Annotated in this window: 19 protein-coding genes; 14 read left to right on the top strand and 5 right to left on the bottom strand. The window is 50.6% G+C overall.

Features of this window, described 5'->3' with window-relative positions:
* Positions 1 to 21: 21 nt before the first annotated feature.
* Together NP77_RS23380 and NP77_RS06695 are read right to left on the bottom strand one after the other, a co-directional pair.
* Positions 22 to 294: a hypothetical protein gene (locus NP77_RS23380; protein ID WP_156137290.1), complete on the bottom strand. Its 273-nt coding sequence runs from the start codon at positions 292 to 294 to the stop codon at positions 22 to 24.
* Positions 291 to 1,235 carry a hypothetical protein gene (locus tag NP77_RS06695; protein ID WP_039659483.1) on the bottom strand — a complete coding sequence of 315 codons (945 nt, stop codon included), beginning with the start codon at positions 1,233 to 1,235 and terminating at the stop codon, positions 291 to 293. Before NP77_RS06695 ends, NP77_RS23380 begins: the two co-directional genes overlap by 4 nt.
* Before the next feature lie 1,164 nt (positions 1,236 to 2,399).
* Between NP77_RS06695 and NP77_RS06690 the strand changes: the two genes are divergently transcribed.
* On the top strand, positions 2,400 to 2,864 hold the full coding sequence (locus NP77_RS06690) for a hypothetical protein (RefSeq protein WP_039659481.1): 465 nt from the start codon (positions 2,400 to 2,402) through the stop codon (positions 2,862 to 2,864).
* Positions 2,865 to 3,364: 500 nt separating this feature from the next.
* Here the strand turns inward: NP77_RS06690 and NP77_RS06685 are convergent, their stop codons facing one another.
* Positions 3,365 to 3,859, bottom strand: coding sequence for a hypothetical protein (locus tag NP77_RS06685; protein ID WP_039659479.1), 495 nt, complete (start codon positions 3,857 to 3,859; stop codon positions 3,365 to 3,367).
* A gap of 508 nt (positions 3,860 to 4,367) precedes the next feature.
* Here NP77_RS06685 and NP77_RS23625 point away from each other — a divergent pair.
* Together NP77_RS23625 and oxlT are read left to right on the top strand one after the other, a co-directional pair.
* Positions 4,368 to 4,985 carry a contact-dependent growth inhibition system immunity protein gene (locus tag NP77_RS23625; protein ID WP_197066360.1) on the top strand — a complete coding sequence of 206 codons (618 nt, stop codon included), beginning with the start codon at positions 4,368 to 4,370 and terminating at the stop codon, positions 4,983 to 4,985.
* A gap of 505 nt (positions 4,986 to 5,490) precedes the next feature.
* A complete protein-coding gene (oxlT, locus tag NP77_RS06675; RefSeq protein WP_039659478.1) occupies positions 5,491 to 6,765 on the top strand; it encodes an oxalate/formate MFS antiporter in 1,275 nt (424 codons plus the stop codon).
* Between the two features lie 174 nt (positions 6,766 to 6,939).
* Here oxlT and cirA read toward each other — a convergent pair whose 3' ends face one another.
* Entirely contained in the window at positions 6,940 to 8,913 is a 1,974-nt protein-coding gene (cirA, locus tag NP77_RS06670; RefSeq protein ID WP_039659476.1) for a catecholate siderophore receptor CirA, read from the bottom strand.
* A gap of 50 nt (positions 8,914 to 8,963) precedes the next feature.
* Positions 8,964 to 10,115: an ABC transporter substrate-binding protein gene (locus tag NP77_RS06665; protein WP_039659475.1), complete on the bottom strand. Its 1,152-nt coding sequence runs from the start codon at positions 10,113 to 10,115 to the stop codon at positions 8,964 to 8,966.
* Positions 10,116 to 10,738: 623 nt separating this feature from the next.
* Between NP77_RS06665 and NP77_RS06660 the strand changes: the two genes are divergently transcribed.
* From NP77_RS06660 to NP77_RS06610, 11 genes are all read left to right on the top strand, one after another.
* The gene (locus NP77_RS06660) at positions 10,739 to 11,569 is read left to right on the top strand and encodes a DeoR/GlpR family DNA-binding transcription regulator (RefSeq protein WP_008926749.1); all 831 of its coding nucleotides are present in this window, start codon (positions 10,739 to 10,741) and stop codon (positions 11,567 to 11,569) included.
* A 12-nt stretch (positions 11,570 to 11,581) separates the two neighbouring features.
* On the top strand, positions 11,582 to 12,565 hold the full coding sequence (locus NP77_RS06655) for a substrate-binding domain-containing protein (RefSeq protein ID WP_003850327.1): 984 nt from the start codon (positions 11,582 to 11,584) through the stop codon (positions 12,563 to 12,565).
* 1 nt (position 12,566) lies between these two features.
* The gene (locus NP77_RS06650) at positions 12,567 to 14,072 is read left to right on the top strand and encodes a sugar ABC transporter ATP-binding protein (protein WP_039659473.1); all 1,506 of its coding nucleotides are present in this window, start codon (positions 12,567 to 12,569) and stop codon (positions 14,070 to 14,072) included.
* Positions 14,065 to 15,054, top strand: a complete 990-nt coding sequence (locus NP77_RS06645; RefSeq protein ID WP_008926751.1) for an ABC transporter permease — start codon at positions 14,065 to 14,067, stop codon at positions 15,052 to 15,054. Before NP77_RS06650 ends, NP77_RS06645 begins: the two co-directional genes overlap by 8 nt.
* Before the next feature lie 15 nt (positions 15,055 to 15,069).
* Positions 15,070 to 16,119 (top strand): ABC transporter permease, encoded by a 1,050-nt coding sequence (locus NP77_RS06640; protein ID WP_033743482.1) that lies wholly within the window; start codon positions 15,070 to 15,072, stop codon positions 16,117 to 16,119.
* Entirely contained in the window at positions 16,119 to 16,811 is a 693-nt protein-coding gene (gene alsE / locus NP77_RS06635; RefSeq protein ID WP_003850331.1) for a D-allulose 6-phosphate 3-epimerase, read from the top strand. Before NP77_RS06640 ends, alsE begins: the two co-directional genes overlap by 1 nt.
* The gene (alsK, locus tag NP77_RS06630) at positions 16,808 to 17,704 is read left to right on the top strand and encodes an allose kinase (RefSeq protein WP_003850333.1); all 897 of its coding nucleotides are present in this window, start codon (positions 16,808 to 16,810) and stop codon (positions 17,702 to 17,704) included. Before alsE ends, alsK begins: the two co-directional genes overlap by 4 nt.
* Positions 17,701 to 18,663: a ribokinase gene (locus tag NP77_RS06625; protein ID WP_003850334.1), complete on the top strand. Its 963-nt coding sequence runs from the start codon at positions 17,701 to 17,703 to the stop codon at positions 18,661 to 18,663. Before alsK ends, NP77_RS06625 begins: the two co-directional genes overlap by 4 nt.
* A gap of 328 nt (positions 18,664 to 18,991) precedes the next feature.
* On the top strand, positions 18,992 to 19,237 hold the full coding sequence (locus NP77_RS06620) for a YmjA family protein (RefSeq protein WP_003850337.1): 246 nt from the start codon (positions 18,992 to 18,994) through the stop codon (positions 19,235 to 19,237).
* A 144-nt stretch (positions 19,238 to 19,381) separates the two neighbouring features.
* Positions 19,382 to 19,870: a cold-shock protein gene (locus NP77_RS06615; protein ID WP_039659471.1), complete on the top strand. Its 489-nt coding sequence runs from the start codon at positions 19,382 to 19,384 to the stop codon at positions 19,868 to 19,870.
* A 324-nt stretch (positions 19,871 to 20,194) separates the two neighbouring features.
* On the top strand, positions 20,195 to 21,049 hold the full coding sequence (locus NP77_RS06610; RefSeq protein ID WP_003850345.1) for a PA4780 family RIO1-like protein kinase: 855 nt from the start codon (positions 20,195 to 20,197) through the stop codon (positions 21,047 to 21,049).
* Positions 21,050 to 21,098: the final 49 nt, after the last annotated feature.

Below are 21,098 nucleotides of genomic sequence, written 5' to 3'. Positions count from 1 at the left end.
GTCGATAATGAACATTTTGATTTATTTATTTAATCGAAGAGTCGCACTGCCTCTTCCCCCTACTGCAATACATTCACCACTAGAGACATCTATATAATATTTAACTGGATTAGGCATACTTTCCATCATCCATGGAAGATCTTCAGAAAATTTTAAATCTGAGGTTGAAATAACCCAAACAGATTTGCCATTAAAAGACGATCTCACAGCCTCATGAAAACGTTCGTCCCAACCATAACCTGTTTCCCTTGCATATTCTTTGGCAATTTCAACAGCTTTGTTTTGCGATATCATTGCTGAACTCCATACCAAACATTATACATCAACCCGCCAACCACTACTGGACCCAAAAGAATACCTGCAGTTTCATGCCGCAATAATGTATAGGTAATTTCGTAAGTATTTCCAAGAGGGAATTTGAAGCCTTCAATGATATACTCCCTACTCATCCCTCTTGCCCTTAATAAGCCAATAGTTTCAGCAAGTGACTCTTCCAGGTATCGTAATATATATGATTTATTATATGCGCTTTGTCTCATGAAAACCCTAAGTTCTCTAAATAAATAGAACTTAGGCGCAATTGCCATGTGTACCTGTTCATGATAAAGAGTTGAAAGCATCTGCAAATATGCGTCATCTTTCGACATTGCGCCAGGATAGTAGTTGCGTCCTACTTCTACGTCCCCCCAGGGTTTTGTGCGTCCCTGAACGACGTCACTATGCTTTGTAATTTTTATCTTAGGAGTATAACGCCAGCCTCCATTGCGAGGCAGGGTCATTTTCCTTCCAATATCGCTGCTGTATATGGGCATTTTTACTCCCCTGAAAGGAGTCTTAAATGTATCACCAGGCTTCTTCTTCAAAAGAAGTGCGAGGACAGTATTAACGCCTATCAGAGTGATCGCGTCTGCTAAATCCTTAGCAGCAACGTCAAGATCTCCTTCGCTACGAGCTGCGTTAGTCTTCGTGGCAAAATCAAACAACTTCTTAGCCGCTTCAAGCGCTACACCCCCTACTGCTACCCAACCTACAATGAGAAGCACTAAATCAGCGATTTCACCAATCCCAAAAAAGTGCGCACCAGCCCAAACCACGATGACCCCCGCCATAGTTGCTAATGCTGAGGGGGTGACCATAGCAAGAAGCTGTTGACCTACGTCAGAGGGTAAGAGCACTGCCGCTTTAGAGATGACTAGCTGTAGCCTTGACTGTATATCGCCAGGGATAACTTCCATTCTCTATCCTCAGTTATATGTTAAGCTGCCTGCAGAATAACTCTTGAATACTGCATTATCCAGTAGTTTTGCTTATCATCTTTGTTTGACCTGATCGAAGAATAGATATCCACTTATCATTTAGTTTTTAAAAAATTTATTAAAAATGACAGAATTAAAATAATCATTTAAATTAACAATCCAACAAAACCCTCAATAATAAAAACGTTTAAATCCGAAAGAAATGTAATGATAGTTGATATTAAATTTAAGAAAGCAAACAAAAGGCAACCACGATATTTCTATATTCCTAACTGAAGGTTTTATCTGATACTGGGAGCAGGTCAAAATCTACCCTGTCGCTCCATAGTGCATGAATGCTCTACAGTAGGACTGGCATGATATTCAAGTTATGCAGGCAATACAGCAAAAGCTGTAAAATCCTTAAAATCAGGTGGTTACATAGGAATGGGGTTTGCCTTTGCTGGAATCATGAAAGACCTAGTCAATGCCAGTGTGAAAGGACGTTAGAGCGAATGTAAAAGAACCGCATTCAAAGAGTATGGTAAGTTTGGTGCTTCGTCCTTAACGGGTGTGGGAGCTGGTGCAGCCGGTGCTTTCGCAGGTTTAGGTGTATACGCAGTAATAGGGATCGCCACAGCAGGAACCGGCGCGGTAGTCTGCGCTGCTGTTGGCTCAATAGCTGCGGGCTATGTAGGTGCTAAAGCGAGTGATTCTGTAATGGATACTATCTATGAATACATGGGAATTTGAGAAATGAAATCGGTCCTGATGGTCTTGCTTATGCTTCCTTTAGTTTGCTTAGTAGTAAGTGTTCTTTTGTATCTGATTAACAGATCCCGTTACCAGGAATTGATCTCAGACTTCCAAAAAAAGCATACACTTCCCACCCCTACTTGTTGCACTGCAATATGGGATATATAGGTTCACCTCTAATGACATATTTTTTTATGCGATTAAAACAAAACAAAAAAATCTTATTTTTAAACAGGAGCGATAATGCTTATAGTTTTGCACATGAAAGTCAAAATCTAAAAAAGATAAATACTCTCAAACCACTTTACTATACTTTTGCATTTGGTTTTTTATGCTGTTTGCTGACTGGACTTATTGTGATTTTTATCCAACTTCATATTATTTAATTTTTCCAGTATGGAGATAGTCATGGAAAAAACTCTCTCGGTAAAGCTTATTGAGAAAAGTAAAGCGACTGATTTTCAGCAGGCCGTTTCTGAAGTATTAATCGATAACAAACCGACGGGTATCACTATAAAAGGACAGGTACTCGAAGCCTCCGTTAAAGTCGACAATGATAGGTATATTCTTTTCACAACGGATGATGTGATCTTTGAAGAGTTTCTTACTGTTACTCTCATCAGCCTGAGTCAGGGTATTGTTGAAAGTTTGCAGGTTGGCAATGCATATTCGTCAGGTTCTTTCGAGGCGCTGTCTGTCAATCACGAAATCATTGAGTTCAATTTCATTGGCGGGTCTGTCTGGACAATTAAAGTGAACGACTCACCAAAGCTCCGTATCCCTTTCTTTTCGGATCCGCGTGGCGTAAAACGCTCTTCAGGTCTGAAAGCGTATCTGAAGATAGATGCAAAGCCATCGCCCTCCCCTGCATAAAAAACCATTTAGCAAAAGCAATTGTTATACATTTAGGTGTACCAACAATTTTATAATCAATAATTTTCATTTAAATTCACAAAGATAAAAAATCCATTCAGACTTCGCCAGCCAAATAAATTAAAGGGTTACGTTCCAGTATTCACCACACAGCCAGATCACATAGTGGTTAAAGGATCACCAGCAATTACTCCATAGAGCACATCCTTGAGATATGCTGGTTTTGATAAGAGAAAGTACGCAATAAAAAAGGCCATGATTAGTATCATGGCTTTAGCGTTTAATATCATAACTTACAGATTATGTGACATAATAATCATGCTTCACCTTTTAGCTTATCCATTAGATAAGCGATAAACCAGGCCAGTATGAAAAAACCAAAAAAACCAACAATCTTTAATGGCCAGCCTCCAAATATAAACAACGAGAAAAATGCTGCGAAGGAGCAGATCCCCGTGGAAAAAGCTTCAACCACATTAGTAGTTTGTATACCTATGAACTTACCGAATTTTAGTAGAAATGATTTTGCAGAGTTCATTCTGTATACCTTTACACATTAATGTATGGCTGTTGATGTACATCAGATAGGGTTCAAGTGGCTTCTCAACAAGAAAATAGACCATATCCAAATTCAGTCGGGAAACCTTAGAATAAGTCTTTAGGAATCTGCTTTGCATCCGTCTTGATGCGAGTGAAGCCTCTTCGATTAACCCTTGAATCATGAGAAGGTTCAACGATAGCGACGAACCAACTCTCACAAACCGCTTGAAGGTCTCAGCAGTAACGATACGAGTTAATATTTTTTTAGCTATAAACTGGGCCAGAATAAATTGTGAACCTACCCTTCCCCCTAGCCTGCCAGCACCATAACCCAGCTTACCATCAATAGCTTGCTTACTCTCATTATCGAGCTTTGCATAAAAATCGAAAATCACAATAGTAATCAGTTGTCGGATTGGTTCATGCCTGTCTGTAGTGGCCTTAACCAACCGCATAAATCGTTCTGTTTCCCTTCGATTCCGGTTCTTAAGATCGCTCCCGGCAAGGCCGCAACCCTGCTACGTTCTTATAACCCCCTGATATATGCCCGAAGGAATCGATGACATACCATCCACAATTCCATAAGCAATTTGCTTTGCGTCCATACTCTTCCTTATAAGCAAATTATGTCCAGGGTTGAGAATATCTAATCTGACGCAGGATTTCCATTGGAACTATATTCCAGCGCCACCACTAATTAGACCCCATGTTAAAAATTGATTTATATGGTTATTTAACGATTATAATTATAAACATGTTATCTAAAAGACGATCCATTTAAATATACATAAACAGAATTATTTTAAGCTATAAAAATAAGTTATGTTTTTCTTTAGCTCCTTTTGGAGATCCTATTACTAAAAATTCCTGAAATTCTTTTCACTCTTTTCAATTGTCGAACTTTGGCAGAAACTCAGCACCGGATGGCTTGTTGTGCGGTTTCGCGGCGTCCAGGTGATTGTCATGGTGTCGCTGTTCAGCTGCAATTTTGTCACGCGCTGGCCGTTCACCTCTAGGCCCGGACGCAGTGACTGGACACAGGTACGGTCAGCAGAAGAAACTATATCGAAAGCGCTTTTCGCTAACCGTGACGTAATAAAATCGGTGTTGAGCGGAGGCAGGCTGACTATTCGCAATGCATCTGGCAAAGCGATCGGCTATGGTTTCCGGCGCGGAGGTAGCCAGCGAATAGTCATGAAAAATGTGAGAGTTGTTATCGAGTTTCAGCAATATAACGGCAACCCTAATACATTCTCACAGCATTCCCGGATTTATAGGTACAAAATGCAAAAATTCCACTTTCTTGACCAACTGATTTTCGGTTATTTCAATCAGGACGCAGACATCATCAATGATGGCGAGGATACGATCGAAGGTATAGTACGGCTTTTCAAAAAGTCAGTTCCAGACTGGATGCTCAACGATCTTGTCGAAGAAGTTGACGATTTTATCTCAGCCTATGATGGCAATGTCGAAAAGGAATTCAGCAGAAGATATGGGTTTGATTTTGCCCCTGAACTTTGGGAAACCACGGCTCATGAATTCCTGATGACTGTTCGTCAGATCTCTTCAGAGAAATAAGGCTTTCAGGAGTACATTTTCCTGGTTGATGATTACCCGATCCATCATCAAACTCCCTAAAGCCCCGAAGATGAAAACCCTACGGGCTATTTGTGTTTCCAGTTTTTTCCTAGAGTCAGAATCTACCCATTCCATACCCAATCTTTCAGCCACCGGTTTAAGCTCTTTTCGAGAGCCCCTCTCAGCACATCGCCCTTAAAACCCAAAACCCCAATGCTTTTATGACCACCAGCGCTTTCCCACGCACCATCTCAGCGCACTAAATCTTTGCACTTCATCACACTAAACCTCTAAGCCATCTCATTACCTGTTGATATTAATGGTTATTTTTATTGGCACATTTTCTGCTTAATTCTCTTCATACACCTATGTACCGGCATATCGGTCTCAGTAATCTGGCATTAGCAGCAGGCAAAGGTTTGGAACTGCGCAATGCCAGAACAGTGTGTAAACAGAGCAGACTGATTTTCAGCTGTGTAGCAGAGCGTAATGTGGAGACATAAGAATGACCTCAATTAGCGAACCGGTGGTGATAGCGAAACACAGCAAGTGGGTGCAGCTTCTGCTTGGACTCATTTGCATGGCGGCTATTTCCAGCCCGCAGTACGTCTGGACGCTGTTAACCAAACCGATGATTGCCAAACTCGGCGTCGGACTGGCGGAGCTGCAGGTCACGTTCTCGCTGCTGATTATTCTGCAGACCTTTTTTTCTCCCTTCCAGGGCCGGCTGGTTGAGCGCTTTGGTCCACGTTTGCTGATCTCCATCGGTACGCTGATGGCGGGCTTCAGCTGGGTAATCGCGGCCCGGGTCGATAGCCTGACGGCTCTCTATCTGGTCTATGGCTGCCTGGGCGGACTGGGTACGGGGATTGTGTATATCGGCGTAGTGGGACTGGTGATGAAGTGGTTTCCACAGCAACGCGGTTTTGCCGCCGGAACCGTTGCGGCGGGCTATGGCATGGGCGCAATTTTTACCACCTTCCCGATTTCCATTTCTCTTAATAGCTACGGGCTGGAACAGACGATGACGACATTTGGTCTCATCTTCGCCGCTGTGGGACTTCTCGCCAGCCAGAACCTGAGGCTGCCTGAAAGCAGCGCGATGATGCCGGTCAGCAACACATCGTCACCCGTACGAGGCCAGCGCCAGTTTAAATCCAGAGAAATGCTGCGCCAGCCGCTGTTCTGGCTGATGTTCATGATGATGACCATGATGTCGACCTCAGGACTGATGGTCACTTCGCAGATGGCAATTTTTGCTGAAGACTTTGGCATCAGCAAAGCAGTCGTTTTCGGTATGGCCGCCCTGCCACTGGCGCTGACCATCGACCGTTTCACCAATGGTTTGACGCGCCCGCTGTTTGGTTTTATTTCCGACCGCTACGGCCGCGAAAATACCATGTTTATTGCCTTCGCACTGGAAGGTGTCGCGATGACGTTGTGGCTCGCCTGCCGTGAAGATCCCGTGCTGTTCGTACTGCTTTCAGGCGTCGTGTTCTTCGGGTGGGGTGAAATCTTCTCGCTGTTCCCCTCCACACTCACCGATACGTTTGGCAGTGAAAATGCCTCCACGAATTATGGCTGGCTCTATATGTCTCAGGGAATTGGCTCGATCTTTGGTGGTCCGCTGGCGGCGCTGATGTATCAGCACACCCATAACTGGCACCTGGTCTTTAGCTGCGCGATTACCTTCGACTTTATCACGGCCGGTCTGGCGTTGTGGGTGCTCAAGCCCTGGCGTGCACGCTTTATGCACGCGCAAAATAATCGTGCACATTAATTGTCGGTGAGTGACATCGCTGAATGAGATCAGAACTGAACAGGCATCTTCTGCGTTCTTACAATGCATCGTCAGGACGGACTGATTCTGATGTCAGGCTCTGATGGAACCCGTAGTAACCACTTAAAGCGCAAAAACAGCCGGGACTGCTGATGTCCCGGCCGGCGCTGACGATCAGAAACTGTAATCAACAGCCGCGAAATATCTGCGGCCATCTTCGTTATAGCTGTAGTCGTCGCGGTTGAGATCTTTATCGGTCAGGTTCAGAACGCCAGCACGGATTTTCACCGCTTTGTTCACCTGATATGACCCGCCGGTATTCCAGGTGGTATATCCGCCTGGTGTTGCATTGCCATCGGTCACGGTGCGGCTCACGCCTTTGTAATTCGCGGAAAGATAGAAGCTCCAGTCCTCCAGCGGTTTCCAGTCAAGCGTCGCATTCGTCGTGTGGAACGGCAGTTCAGATAGCGGTTTATTGCCGCCGTTACTCAGATCGCGGGCGTCATTGTAGGTGTAATTCAGTCGGAGATTCAGCTTGTCGGCGACCGGCAGACCGAGTTCCGTTTCCAGCCCGCGGATCCGTGCTTTATTCACGTTGTAATAGCGGAAGATCGGATTGCCGCTGGCATCAAATCCGGCAAAGTTTGGATAGGATGGCGCCAGACTGCGGTTGGCGGTGCGGATAACCGTAATCATGTCGTCAATGTCGTTCTGAAACACCGTCGCGCTGGCGGTAACATCTTCAAGCCACCCTCTCTGACCGGCGTAATAGAGTCCGAACTCCATGCTTTCGCTGGTTTCTGCTTTCAGATCCTTATTGCCCACCACATTGCAGCTCCCGCGGCATGAACCACTGAGCCAGTCCGGGCTCAGCTGAAGCAGAGAAGGCGCTTTGAAAGCGGATGCCCAGCCGCCTTTCAACGTGACCGTATCGGTGGCGTTGTAGACCAGATAGGCACGCGGGCTCCAGTTGACGCCGTAGTTCTCGTGGTCATCCATGCGTACGCCGCCAGTCAGCGTCAGGTTTTCGAAGATGTGCCATTCATCTTCCAGGAACAGCGCGTACTGATTAGCCTGCACGCTGCCGCCATTTTTCATGTTTACCGCATCTTCCAGCTTATCGTTGCGGTATTCACCGCCGAACGTCAGGAATTGAGTGTAATCACCCAGCGGGATCACGACTTTGCCGTCGAGAGAATTGTTTTTCGAGGTAATGGTTTTGGCGTTTTTATTTTCGATTTTTTCACCGTAAAAACGCAGTTCGGTATTCGCCACTCCCCAGCGGCCAGCGTGGCCGAGCGAGTAGTTTTCGCGCTCGATACGGTTTTTATCCAGGGTGTCGGAATCCCGATCCTGACGATCCATCCCGTAACCGAACGTGATGTCCTGATCTTTATCCGGCGTCAGTGAGAATTCCACATTAGCATTACGCGATGTGTAACCTTCAATGCGCGGCTGACCAGTGCTGCCACTGGCGGAACTGGCCTGATCTTTATTGCGTTTACCCAGCGCACCATAAACTTTCACACCCAGTAAATCGTCAACCAGCGGGCCGCTGGCAAAGAAATTGCCGTTGCCGGTGTCACCGCGATCGCGATGTTCCTGAACGGTGGTGTCTGCGCTCAGCGTGCCATGCCACTGGGTGCCGACTTTACGGGTGATGATGTTGACCACACCGCCCAGCGCATCGGACCCATATAAAGAGGACATTGGCCCGCGCACCACTTCAATACGTTCGATCGATTCTGCCGGGATCCAGCTCAGATCAAAATCGTTATGGCGGAAGACGGCGTTGCGGGAATTCACGCGTTTGCCGTCGACCAGGATCAGCGTGTAGCTGCTGCCCAGTCCGCGAATGCTGACACCCTGTCGGTTATCGCTTTCATTGGTGAGCTGTACGCCGGGAACGTCTTTCAGCACCTCTTTGAGGTTTTGTACCGGTTTTCTCTGCAGATCTTCGCGAGTGATTACGCTGATACTGGCGGGGGCATCTTTGAGATTTTGTTCGACAGAGGAGGCTGTAACCACCATCTGATCTTCATTTTCTTTTACCTCGCTGGCCTCTTCCGCCATCACCGGCATCGTGGCAGTAATCAGTTGTGCAAACAGCCCCGCTTTAACGGCAGGTGTAAATTTAGTCTTAACCATTTCTTCTCTCCGAGAGGTAAAACGCCCCGGCAGCCGGGGCAAAGTTCCTTTTACTCTGTCCAGTAAGTGCCGGTCGGTTCGACAGCGAGGAACTGTTTATAAAGTTGTTTTTGTGTTTTCTGCGGATCGAGCCCGGCAAACTTTTGCGGATAAAATGCTTTGGCAAAGTACTGAACGGCCAGCACGTTATAGGGAGAGTTGTAATAGTTGTGCCAGATGCCAAAACTGCGCCCCTCTTGCACGGCTTTCAGCGTGCTGATGCCTTTACGCGCCAGCAGCGGCTTCAGGCTGCCGCTTGCCTGTTCTGGTGTGGTCTGCGCGCCCAGCAATAAACTGACCGGCTGCGGATCACCCGCTTTCGGTGGTCTGGCACCTCCACTGACCAGATAGACATCTGGCTGCGCGGCAATGACTTTTTCCAGATTCACCTGACCGAGCGCGCCCGGCAGCAGAGGTTTGGCGATATTCACGCCACCCGCCAGATCGATAAAATCACCCATGTTGCCGTTACCGGCTGAGCGGCAACATTCATCTGCTGTGGAGGCCCGCAGTTCGATAAAGACTTTCGGTTTATCCTGCATCGGGATATCGCGGGTGACATCGGTGACGCGTTTAATATTCTCCTGATAGAAGCGGATGTACTCCTGCGCCTGTTTCTCGCGGTTCAGTACTTTCCCCAGCAGTTCCATACTCGGCAGAGTGTTTTTGAGCGGAGAGGTGCGGAAGTCCACAAACACCACGGGCACACCGGCGTTTTGCAGCTGTTTCACCAGCTCACTTCCTTTGCCGGGACCATGTCCCGACAGACCGAAAATCGCCAGCTGCGGATTCAGTGTCAGCACTTTTTCAGGGCTGATGGTGTCGGCACTGGTCGTGCCGATCAACGGAATGTTGTCGATTTGCGGGAACTTCGCCCGATAGGTGGCGTAGGTTTGCGGGTCAAGTTTACGGAAATCGCCCTGCCAGCCGACGATTCGGTCAAACGGTTTCTGGCCCTCAAGCAGCGAAAGCGCGAAGAACAAGCGGCCTTCTCCGAGTACCACACGCTGAACATCATCCGGCACGGTAACCGTGCGTCCCGCAACGTCTGTGACGGTGACCGCCTGTGCCGTTACACTGAGCAAGCAGAACGTGAGGCCTGCGAATCCGGCAAATATCTGCTTACCAGAAAGCACTTTTACTAATTTCTGAGGATAATTCATCTTCTTCCGATTCCTTTGCGTTTCCCTGAAGAAGAACGAACAATAATGTAAACGATAACTATTATCAATTACATTTACATTTGTACGCAGCCCGGTGATTGAGCGCACTAAAGCGCCCATAAACAACGATCAGAGAGTCACAAAATTGAAAGATGAATAGCGTGAACGAGGCTGCGCATTCCATTACTGCAGTCTCGTGATCATAAAAGCAGAAACCGCTCAGCGGAAGAACCATCGCCGGAACAGCTTGATTTTCGTCTGAATCACCAGGACTGGGTCTGTTATTTTTTCTCTTTCCCTCACCCTCAGGTGACTTAACAGGAACGCTGAGAAAGTCAGGTGTGGATTTAAACGGTCAAACCCACACAAACGGTCATAAACAGTCACGCCATAGCAACAATGTCTATATAGTTTATTAACCCTTTTGGTGATTGCTACCTGCCGTACAAGGCTAATTATGTGAGCAAAATCACTAAATAATGTAATGAGCCGCAATATTTTTCATGAAATATTTCGACTTCATCACCTTATAAACGCCAGCGAAATTTACCCACGTGGACTCCTGCCCAGTCCACATTTTCCCGTGTCTGCTTCCAGTACTTTATATCCATCGGAGGATAAGTATGTTGCCGATTGAAAGACAGCAAAGAATTATTAATGAGATTAATATAAATGGCCGGGTAATTGTCTCAGAACTGGTCACTCTGTGTCAGGTTTCACAGGAAACTATTCGGCGTGATTTAAGCCAGCTTGAAAAGCGCGGTTTATTACAACGCAGCCATGGCGGCGCCGTTCTGATAAAAAAACAGAACACTGGCACACAAGGAAATAGCAGAATCGCTAACCAAAGTGAATTAACTTTTCGGCAGCGAATTAATGAGCACGTTGATGAAAAAATGATTATTGCCAAACGCGCGCTCGACTTTATCAGCCCCGGCGACTGTATTTTACTGGATAGCAGTACCACATGCTGGTATCTGGCGCGACAGTTGCCAGACATTGAATTAACGGTATTAACCAATTCGCTGCGCATCGTACAGACGCTTGCCGCTCGCGGCAGTATTCGCACTATCTGTCTGGGCGGGGAATATTCCGATCGTGATGAGGCTTTTCATGGGGTGGTGGCTGAGCAACCACTACGGGAATTTCAGATTAATAAAATATTTTTTTCCTGTAGCAGTCTGGGTAACGACGGATATTTACGCGAAGGCAATGAGAATAATGCACACCTGAAACAACAGATGCTGCTGGCCGCCGAAAAAAAACATCTTTTAATGGATGGCAGTAAATTTCTGCGGCCCTCGTTTGCCCGGATATGTCATTACCGCGATGTCGATTTTCTTATTACTGACCAATTAAAAGATAAAGAGCTTGAACAGGAACTGGCGTGGAATGGCGTTAATGTCATCGTCTGTTCACAGCGTTATCAATCCATGCAGCTAATTAAAAATTAACCCGGAGTCTGTATGAAAAAACATCTTATCGCCTGCTCTTTACTTGCTCTGTTTGCCGCCACGGGCGCGCAAGCTGCTGATAAATTGCGTATGGGTATTGTGGTCAAAATTGGCGGTATTCCCTGGTTCAATGCCATGGAAACCGGCATTAAAAGTGAAGCAGCGAAGCGCGGTATTGATGCGTGGATGGTCGGCCCTACTGCCGCTGACCCGGCACTTCAGGTGCGTGCCATTGAAGATTTGATTGCGCAGAAAGTCGATATCATCGGCGTGGTCCCCAACGATCCAAAAGTGCTGGAGCCGGTGCTGAAACGGGCACGCGATGCCGGTATCGAAGTCATTACCCATGAGTCTCCCGGTCAGCAGGGCGCCAACTGGGATTTTGAACTGGTCGATGCGACAACCCATGGCATCAATCATATGAAAGCACTGGCGAAGTGCATGCACGATGAAGGCAAATACGCCATGTATGTGGGCAGCCTGACGGTGCCGCTGCATCAGCAGTGGACTGACGCCGCACTCGCTTATCAGAAAGAGCACTACCCCAAAATGCAGCTGGTCACCGACAAATTTGGCGTTGGTGAATCACTGGATGACTCCATCCGTACCACGAATGAGCTGATGTCTAAATATCCGGATCTGAAAGGCATCCTGGCGTTTGGTTCGCAGGGGCCAATCGGTGCCGGACGTGCGGTCATGAACCGTAAAAAAATCGATCAGGTTTGTGTCCTTGGCTCTTTCAGTCCGGGACAGGGTGCCTCCCTGGTTCAGCGTAACGCCATCAAAGGCGGCTACATCTGGAATCCTGAGACCGCAGGCGAAGTCTTTGTGCGTATTGCCGACATGATGCAGAAGAAAGAGCCGATTACTGACGGCATGACGATTGAGGGGCTGGGCAAGGTAAAAGTGGATGAAAAGAGCCACACCATTCTCGGTAACAATACAGAGAGTCTGGATAAAGAAAACCTGCCAAAACTGGTAAAAATGGGGCTTTGATATGCAAGAGGTCACTCCACAGACACTGATTGCGCTCGATAACCTGTCGAAAACATTTGGTGGCAACCGCGCGCTGAGCGATATCTCCCTGACCTTACTGGCAGGCGAAGTGCACTGTCTCGCTGGCACCAACGGCTGTGGCAAGAGCACTCTGATCAAAGTGATTTCCGGGGTGCACGCCCCGGACAGCGGCAGCCGCATCACCCTGGGCGACGGCGCGCCACTGCCGCGCCTTACTACCCGGCAGGCGCGCGACTTCGGTATCCAGGTGATTTATCAGGATCTGTCGCTGTTTCCCAACCTGAGCGTGGCAGAGAACATCGCCTTTGAGCATAACCTCAACGGCCTGCTGCGCTGGCACCACCGCGCGCGGCTGCAGGAAAGCGCGCGCAGCATTATTAATGAGTTGAAGTTCGACCTGAATCTGGATGAAAAGGTCGCAGCGCTCTCCATCGCGCAGCGTCAGCAGGTGGCGATCTGCCGTGCCCTGGTCGCCGATGCGCGGCTGGTGATCATGGATGAACCCACCGCCTCCCTGACCCGAACCGAAGTAAATCAGCTGCTGCGAACCGTACGCTATCTGAAAGACAAAAATATCTGCGTGGTGTTTGTCAGCCACCGGCTTGATGAAGTGCTGGAGATTTCTGACCGCGTTACGGTAATCCGTGACGGGCGCAAAATGGGCTGCTGGCCCGCGCAGGAGATGACGCCGCACCACCTGACAGAGCTGATGACCGGTCTGAAACTCGACTACCAGCTAAAAGCGCCGACACGCAACGACAATCGCGCCATTCTGGAGATAGAGGATTTAACCCGCGCCGGCCAGTATCACAACGTCAATTTTAAATTGTATGAAGGCGAGGTGCTTGGGCTGTGCGGCCTGCTCGGCTCCGGACGCACTGAACTGGCACTCTCACTATTCGGCATGACACGTCCCGACAGTGGTAAAATCTGGCTCGACAGTAAGCCGGTACGCTTTCGCGGCCATGAAGATGCAATCAAAGCGGGTATCGGCTATGTGTCGGAAGATCGCCTGACGCTGGGCCTGGTGCAGCAGCAGTCTGTGGCAGACAACATGGTGCTGCCGATCCTCGACAAACTCCAGAACCGGTTTCACCTGATTGATGAATACCGCAAGAACAAGCTGATCCTGCAGTGGATCCAGCAGCTTGGCGTGCGCGTGGCCGATCCGAACCTCGCCATTTCTACCCTCTCCGGCGGCAATCAGCAGAAAATTGTGCTGGCGAAATGGGTGCTGACCCAGCCGCGAATTCTGATCCTCGACTCGCCTACCGTTGGGGTAGATGTGGGTGCCAAGGCCAGTATTTACCAGTTGATCCATGAGCTGGCGAAAGAGGGCCTGTCGATCATTCTGATCTCCGATGAAGTGCCAGAGGTCTGGTACAACTGCGACCGCATCCTGCATTTCCGCGATGGCACGATCCATGCCGAATACCAACCTGATAGCGTCGAGCAGCAGCAGCTGGCGGAGGTGATCAATGCCTGACTTTTCCCGTTTTCGTCCGCACTCCAGTCAGGGCTGGCTCGCCTGGGTACTGCTGGCATTCATTCTGTTTTTCTCGGTTGCCAGCGATCAGTTTCTCACCATGCAGAATCTGCTGGATCTGGCAGAGAGCTATGCCGTCACCGGCATCTTTGCACTGGGTCTGTTTGTGGTGCTGGTCACCGGCGGTATCGATATCTCCTTTGCGGCTGTCGCCTCCGTGGTGCAGTACCTGCTTGCGTCACTCTTTGTGCAGTTCCAGTTCGATAATGCGCTGCTCAGCATTGTGCTGGCGGTGATGTGCGGCACGCTGTTCGGCGTAATCAATGCGCTCCTGATTACCACGCTGCGGGTGGTCTCCATCATCATCACCATCAGCATGCAATCGCTGCTGTTCGGACTGCTGATGTGGGTAACCGGTGGCCGCAGCCTCTATTCGCTGCCGGAGTGGTGGATCACGCTGCGCAACGTGCTGCCGTTCAGCTGGCAGGGAGAGAGCTTTCAGGTGGGCCTGCCCCTGGTCACGATGCTGCTGATTGCTGCAGTAACGGCCCTGCTGCTGAACAAAACCAATCTGGGCCGTCAGCTTTACGCCGTCGGAGGGGATGCGGAGTCAGCCCGTCGTATTGGTATTCGCGTTGGACTGATCCACGTTTTCGCCTATGGCTGGCTGGGCGCGATGGCGGCGATTGGCGGGCTGGTACAGGTCTATCGCATGGGCGAAGTGGTGCCGAATGCGCTGGTTGGCGGTGAGCTTGATGTCCTGGCGGCGACAGTGCTGGGCGGCGCCAGCCTGATGGGCGGCAAAGGCACAGTTAGCGGCACACTGATGGGGGTTTTCCTGATCGCCATTCTGAAGAACGGCCTCAATCTGGTGGGAGTATCGAACTACTTCATGAATATCGTGGTTGGCGGCGTCATCATGATTGCGATCGCCGTGACCCATTACAAAAAACGCAAAGAAACTGACGTCAGTTTCGTGTGACAGAGGGCACTGATGATGAAATCACTGATTGCACTGCGCCCGGACGGCACCAACATCGGCCTGATGCTGCTTATCGCGCTGGCGCTGGCCATCTTTACGGTGATGCTGCCGGGTCGCTTCCTGACCGACTCAACCTTTATGAGTATGGCATTTCAGCTGCCGGAGCTGGGCTTACTCACACTGGCGATGTTTATCGCCATCCTCAGCGGCGGCCTGAACCTTGCCATTATCGCGACCGCTAACCTGACGGCGCTGTTTATCGCCTGGACGCTGATGAGCGCCCTGCCCGCCGGAGCCGGCATGGCGCTGCAATTGCTCTGGCTGTTCATCGCCATCATTGGCGCCATGCTGATCGCCGCCGTAATCGGCGTGGTAACGGGTCTGATGGTAACGCGAATCGGCGCGCACCCGATTCTGGTCACACTCGCAACAATGATGACGCTGAACGGTATCGGTATCTGGCTGACCAAAGGGGCTGCCGTCAGCGGCATGCCGCCGGTGGTACAGGCGCTGGGTGCTGATACGCTGCTGGGTATGCCGCTGCCGCTCTGGGTATTCCTGATCGCCGCCGCGCTACTGGCACTGTTTCTCGGTAAAACCCGCGCGGGAAAATGCATTTACATGGGCGGCAGCAATATCAACGCCACCTGGTTCAGCGGCATCAATACCCATCGCATGGTGATGCTGGTCTATGTGATCTCCAGCCTGCTCTGCGTACTGGCAGGCCTGATTATGATGGCGCGCTTTAACTCCGCGCGCATGGGTTATGGCGATGCTTATCTGTTACTGACAGTACTGGCGATTATTCTTGGCGGCACCGATCCCAACGGCGGATTCGGTCGCGTCACCGGTGTGGTGCTGGCACTGATTGCGCTGCAGGTACTTTCAACCGGTTTCAATCTGATGAACATCAGTCAGCACGTCAGCCTGGCAATGTGGGGCGCAGTATTGATTGTGGTCCTCGCCTTTAAACAATTTAAAACCCGATTCAACGAACACCGTGCAGTAAAGCTCAGCAGGCTGGCCGCGGTGCTTAATCCTCTGTCTGAAAAGAAGGAAGTATGATGCGTACTCAAATCTCCCCGTCACTGATGTGTATGAACCTGATGGAGATCAAGCACCAGCTACAGGTTCTCGACTCGCGCGCTGACTTTCTTCATGTGGATATCATGGATGGTCATTACGTTAAAAATATAACGCTCTCCCCTTTCTTCATTGAGCAGATCCGTCCTTTCACCCGCGTGGCGATCGACGTGCATCTGATGGTGGAAGAGCCGACTAATTTTATCGAGGCGGTTGCAAAAGCGGGGGCTGACTATATCTGTCCGCACGCGGAGACGATCAACCGCGACGCGTTTCGCGTCATTAATCTGATCCGCAGTTATGGTAAAAAAGTGGGCGTGGTGCTCAATCCAGCCACCCCAATCTCATATATTCAGCACTATATCCATTTGCTCGACAAGATCACCGTGATGACGGTGGATCCGGGCTACGCCGGCCAGCCTTTTATCCCGGAAATGGTTGAAAAGGTGCGTGAGCTGAAAGCACTGAAGCAGCAGCACGGATATCACTATCTGATCGAAATCGATGGCTCCTGTAACACCCGCACTTATCACCAGCTTATTGGCGCGGGCGCAGAAGTCCTGATTGTCGGTACCTCGGGCTTATTTAACATTCATGACGATTTAGCCACCGCCTGGAAGATGATGCGCGACAGCATTGATGAAGCCCAGGGGCTGGCGCAGGTGTCTGCATGAAACCGCGCTGGCTCGGTATCGACATTGGCGGCACCGGTACCCGGCTGCAGCTCATGGAAGCGGGAGGCGTCTGGAGCAGCTTTCGCAAGGTGCCCACCGCCAGCTGGGCCCGGCAGCCGGACGCGCTGCAGGCACTGGCTCAGCTTATTGATGATACGCTGGAACAGCAGCCAGTCAGCGGCATTATGCTGGGCCTGCCGGGTATCCTCAGCCGCGACAGAATGCAGGTGATTTCGCTGCCTTTTATCCAGGCGCTGGACCACCAGCCTGTGGCGGCACGCCTGGCAGCGGAGCTCGGTGTGCCCGTGGCGATGGACAAAGATGTGAACCATCTGATGCTGTGGGATCTGCTGCAGCTGGAGCAACTGCCGGATAACGCCGTCGGCCTCTATCCCGGCACCGGAATGGGCAACAGTCTGTGGCTCAATGGGCAGTTTTATCATGGCGAGCATGGCGGTGCTGGCGAACTGGGGCATGTGCCGGTGGCAGGCAATGATCTCCCCTGCCCGTGCGGTAATCGCGGCTGTGCGGAGACCCTGACTTCAGGCCACTGGCTGAGTCACTGGGCCACGCTGAACGCCGCCGACACGCCTATTTCTGCGCTGTTTACCCATCACGGCGACCAGCCTGAACTTCAGGCATTTGTGCGACGGCTGGCGCAGCTGATTGCAACTGAGATGAATATACTCGACCCGGAATATCTGATCCTCGGCGGCGGTGTGCTGGCGATGGCTGATTTTCCGCTGGCGTTGCTGCGCAACCAGATTCAGCAGCATCTTCGGCCACCGGTCACGCGCGAAAACCTGAAGATCATTTTCAGCCACTCAACCGACTACACGGGCTGTCGCGGTGCCTGTCTCGCCGCCGAACGCCTGTTCAGGAGCGCAGGATGAAAGGAAAAGTATGTGTTTTCGGTTCCTTTAACCTCGATGTTGTTGCCGTGATGCGTCGCTTTCCGCTACCAGGGGAGTCGCTGACAGCGCACAACAGCATGATGGGCGCGGGCGGTAAAGGCGCCAATCAGGCTACGGCGGCGCTGCGCGCTGGTGCTCGGGTGCACTACATCGGTAAAGTGGGCAATGACGATTTTGGCCTTTTCGCGCGACGTCATCTGGAGAAAACCGGCTTTGACGCCATTACGCTGTTTACCTGTAAAGAGAAACCCACCGGTAACGCGCTGATTTACGTCGCAGGCGACGACGCTGAAAATATGATTTCTGTCTATCCGGGCGCCAATACCACCGTGACCGCTGCAGAGGTCACGCGCTGCCAGCCTACGGTAGCCGCTGCCGATATTCTGCTGGTACAGCTGGAAAACAACCTGAGTGCCATTCAACGCATGGTTGATAACGCGCGTGCCAGCGGCACCTTTGTGATTCTCAACCCGGCGCCGTGGCAAAAAATCAGCGATGCGCTGCTGGCAAAGGTTGATTTGCTGACGCCTAACAGCACGGAAGCGAGCCAGCTTAGCGGGGTAACTGTTACTGATTTTGCCAGCGCACGTCGCGCCGCTGAGGTACTGCATCGTAAGGGTGCGCGTCAGGTCATTATCACGCTGGGCATTGCTGGCGCCCTGCTCTCTACACCTGCGCAGCAGCAGCGTATTCCGCTTTTTCCGGCACAGCCGCGCGATACCACAGGTGCTGGCGACGCGTTTAATGGCGCGCTTGCCGCCCGGCTCGCGTCCGGCGAGGATCTGCCCCAGGCGGCGCGATTTGCTGCGGCATTTGCCTCACTCTGTGTCGAACGTGCCGGCGCAGCCGACTCAATGCCCTCGTATGCCGAGGCTTTCGCGCGGCTGCAGGCGCACCCGGAATGTATTATCGAGCCGATTGAGAGCGTAATCGCGTGATGCAGACCGGCAAGCTGATCTTCATCAGTTCCACTCTGAACTCGCGCTGAACAGCGCGAGGCTTTTCAGGAGAGTGCTCATCGGGCATCTCCTCACGCGCCTGGCAGGAAACCGTCGTGCTGCGACGTGTCGATGGCGTTACAGCCCGGCGATCAGTTATCAGGAGGGGAATCGTTTTTTGCTCAGTATAAAATGCTCAACGCCTGAAGATGTGCGCTGACGCCCTTCCCCCTTTACAGCTCCTGCCCAAACACGAAATAATCTCCTTTTGAGCCATGCCACGAACGACGGTGAGGCCTTAACGTAACTTCAACGCTGCGGACACCCTATGAATAACGAAATTTCTCTCAAATATTATGATGTCGCAGATGAGTATGCGACGGAGTCTGCTAAGCCGGTAAGCGAAGCAGAACGTACCCCGCTGGCGCATTACTTCCAGCTGCTGATCACCCGTTTGATGAACAACGAAGAGATCAGTGAAGCGTCGCAGCAGGATATGGCGCGTGAAGCCGGCATTGATGAGCAGCGTATTGATGATATCGCGGAGTTCCTGAACCGCTGGGGCAACGAGTAACTGTTACTCATCGCCAGACGAGTGAGCGCCATACCGTCGCTCCCTGGCGCAGCTGAAAATTATCATCCAGACTTATATAGTCTGTGCAGGCATTGTGTTTTACACTGCGCGCTGTAAAAAACTGAGTAGATTAAGCAGGCAAAAATGGCGATGAACGGAACGATCACAACGTGGTTTGAAGATAAAGGTTTTGGCTTTATCAAAGATGAAAACGGCGATAACCGCTATTTTCATGTGATTAAGGTCGCCAACCCTGACCTGATCAAAAAAGATGCGGCGGTGACCTTTGAACCCACCACCAACAACAAAGGCTTATCTGCCTATGCGGTGAAAGTCGCGCCGACAAGTAAATACATCTATATCGCAGGCGAGCGGCTGAAGATCACCTCGATCAAATCTTACCTGGTCTACAGCGAAGAAGTCCCGCTCGATGCCGGTGTCGATAAAGAGAACGCGGTGCTGTCAGTCGGCCTGTTGCTGAATAACATCCGGCCGAAATCTGACACGAAAGCGAATGAAATGCGCTCGCTGAAAAAGCTGGCGGTCACCACATTCCAGGGAACCACGCTGACCTTCTCTGAAGATGAGATCGACATCGACAGCACGGTTAACGTGCTTAAAAGCCTGAAATAATCCCGCAGGTGGGCCAGTTTTCTGTGAGCAGGATGCTGGCCTGACAGACCGCTTCGGTCTGCTCTACAGGTTTTTCCCCGGACACATCATCCCTGCCAGCTGTGCGCAGTGGCCAGAAAACGATACTCGTGCAGACAAAACTGCCCTGCTCTTCCAGCTAATCCATTGTTTATGAAAAAACAAAGGTCAAACGCGCTGGTCATCAAGGATCATCCCCATAAAGCTACATTCCAGGGTAGAATCAGATTCTTTGTTCAGTCATTGCCAATATTTCCATCATCGCAAATTGATACGAAAAGTGGGTGAAATAAGGTATAAAGCCGCATGAAAATCCCAAACAGAATCCAGCCACTGGTCGATGACGGCCTGATTGACGATGTCCTGCAGCGGCTGAAAAGCGGCAAAGAAGCAGACGTCTATACCGTGCTTTGCGGCGGCAAGGTGCAGTGCGCCAAAGTCTATAAAGAAGCGACTCAGCGTAGCTTCAAGCAGGCGGTGCAGTATCAGGAAGGACGTAAAACCCGCAACAGCCGTAACGCCCGCGCCATGCAGAAAGGCACGAAATTTGGCCGTAAGCAGCAGGAAGAGTCCTGGCAGACTGCCGAAGTAGACGCATTGTTCCGCCTGGCTAACGCCGGTGTTCGTGTACCTCAGCCTTATCTCTGCATCGACGGTGTGTTACTGATGGAGCTGGTAACTGACGCCAACGGTGCGGTTGCGCCGCGCCTCAGCGATGTCATGCTCTCCGAAGAGCAGGCAATCACCGATTTCAACACCATGATCCGTAACATCGTTCGCATGCTCTGTGCAGGTATCGTGCATGGTGACTTATCCGAGTTCAACGTGCTGCTGGACGATCAGGGACCGGTGATTATTGACCTGCCCCAGGCGGTTGATGCGGCGGCCAATAACCATGCCGAGTCGATGTTCGAACGTGACGTAAACAACATCACTTCATACTATGGTCAGTTCGCTCCGCAGCTGCTTAAGACGCGCTATGCCAAAGAGATCTGGTTGCTGTATGAGGATGGCAAGCTCACACCAGAAACGCCGCTTACCGGAGAGTTTGTGGAAGAGGAGCGCGTGGTTGATATGGATTCGCTGATGGATGAGATCATCACTGCAGAGGATGAATATTACGAACGCCAGCGCGCCAGCCGTGAGCGCGACGAAGAGTAATCGCCCATTAATAAAAAAGGCAGTGAGTCGCCTCGCTGCCTTTTAATGT

The organism is Pantoea sp. MBLJ3 (genome assembly GCF_000816655.1).
Classification (GTDB): Bacteria; Pseudomonadota; Gammaproteobacteria; order Enterobacterales; family Enterobacteriaceae; genus Pantoea; species Pantoea eucalypti.
This window is presented reverse-complemented; position numbering and strand designations above follow the sequence as displayed.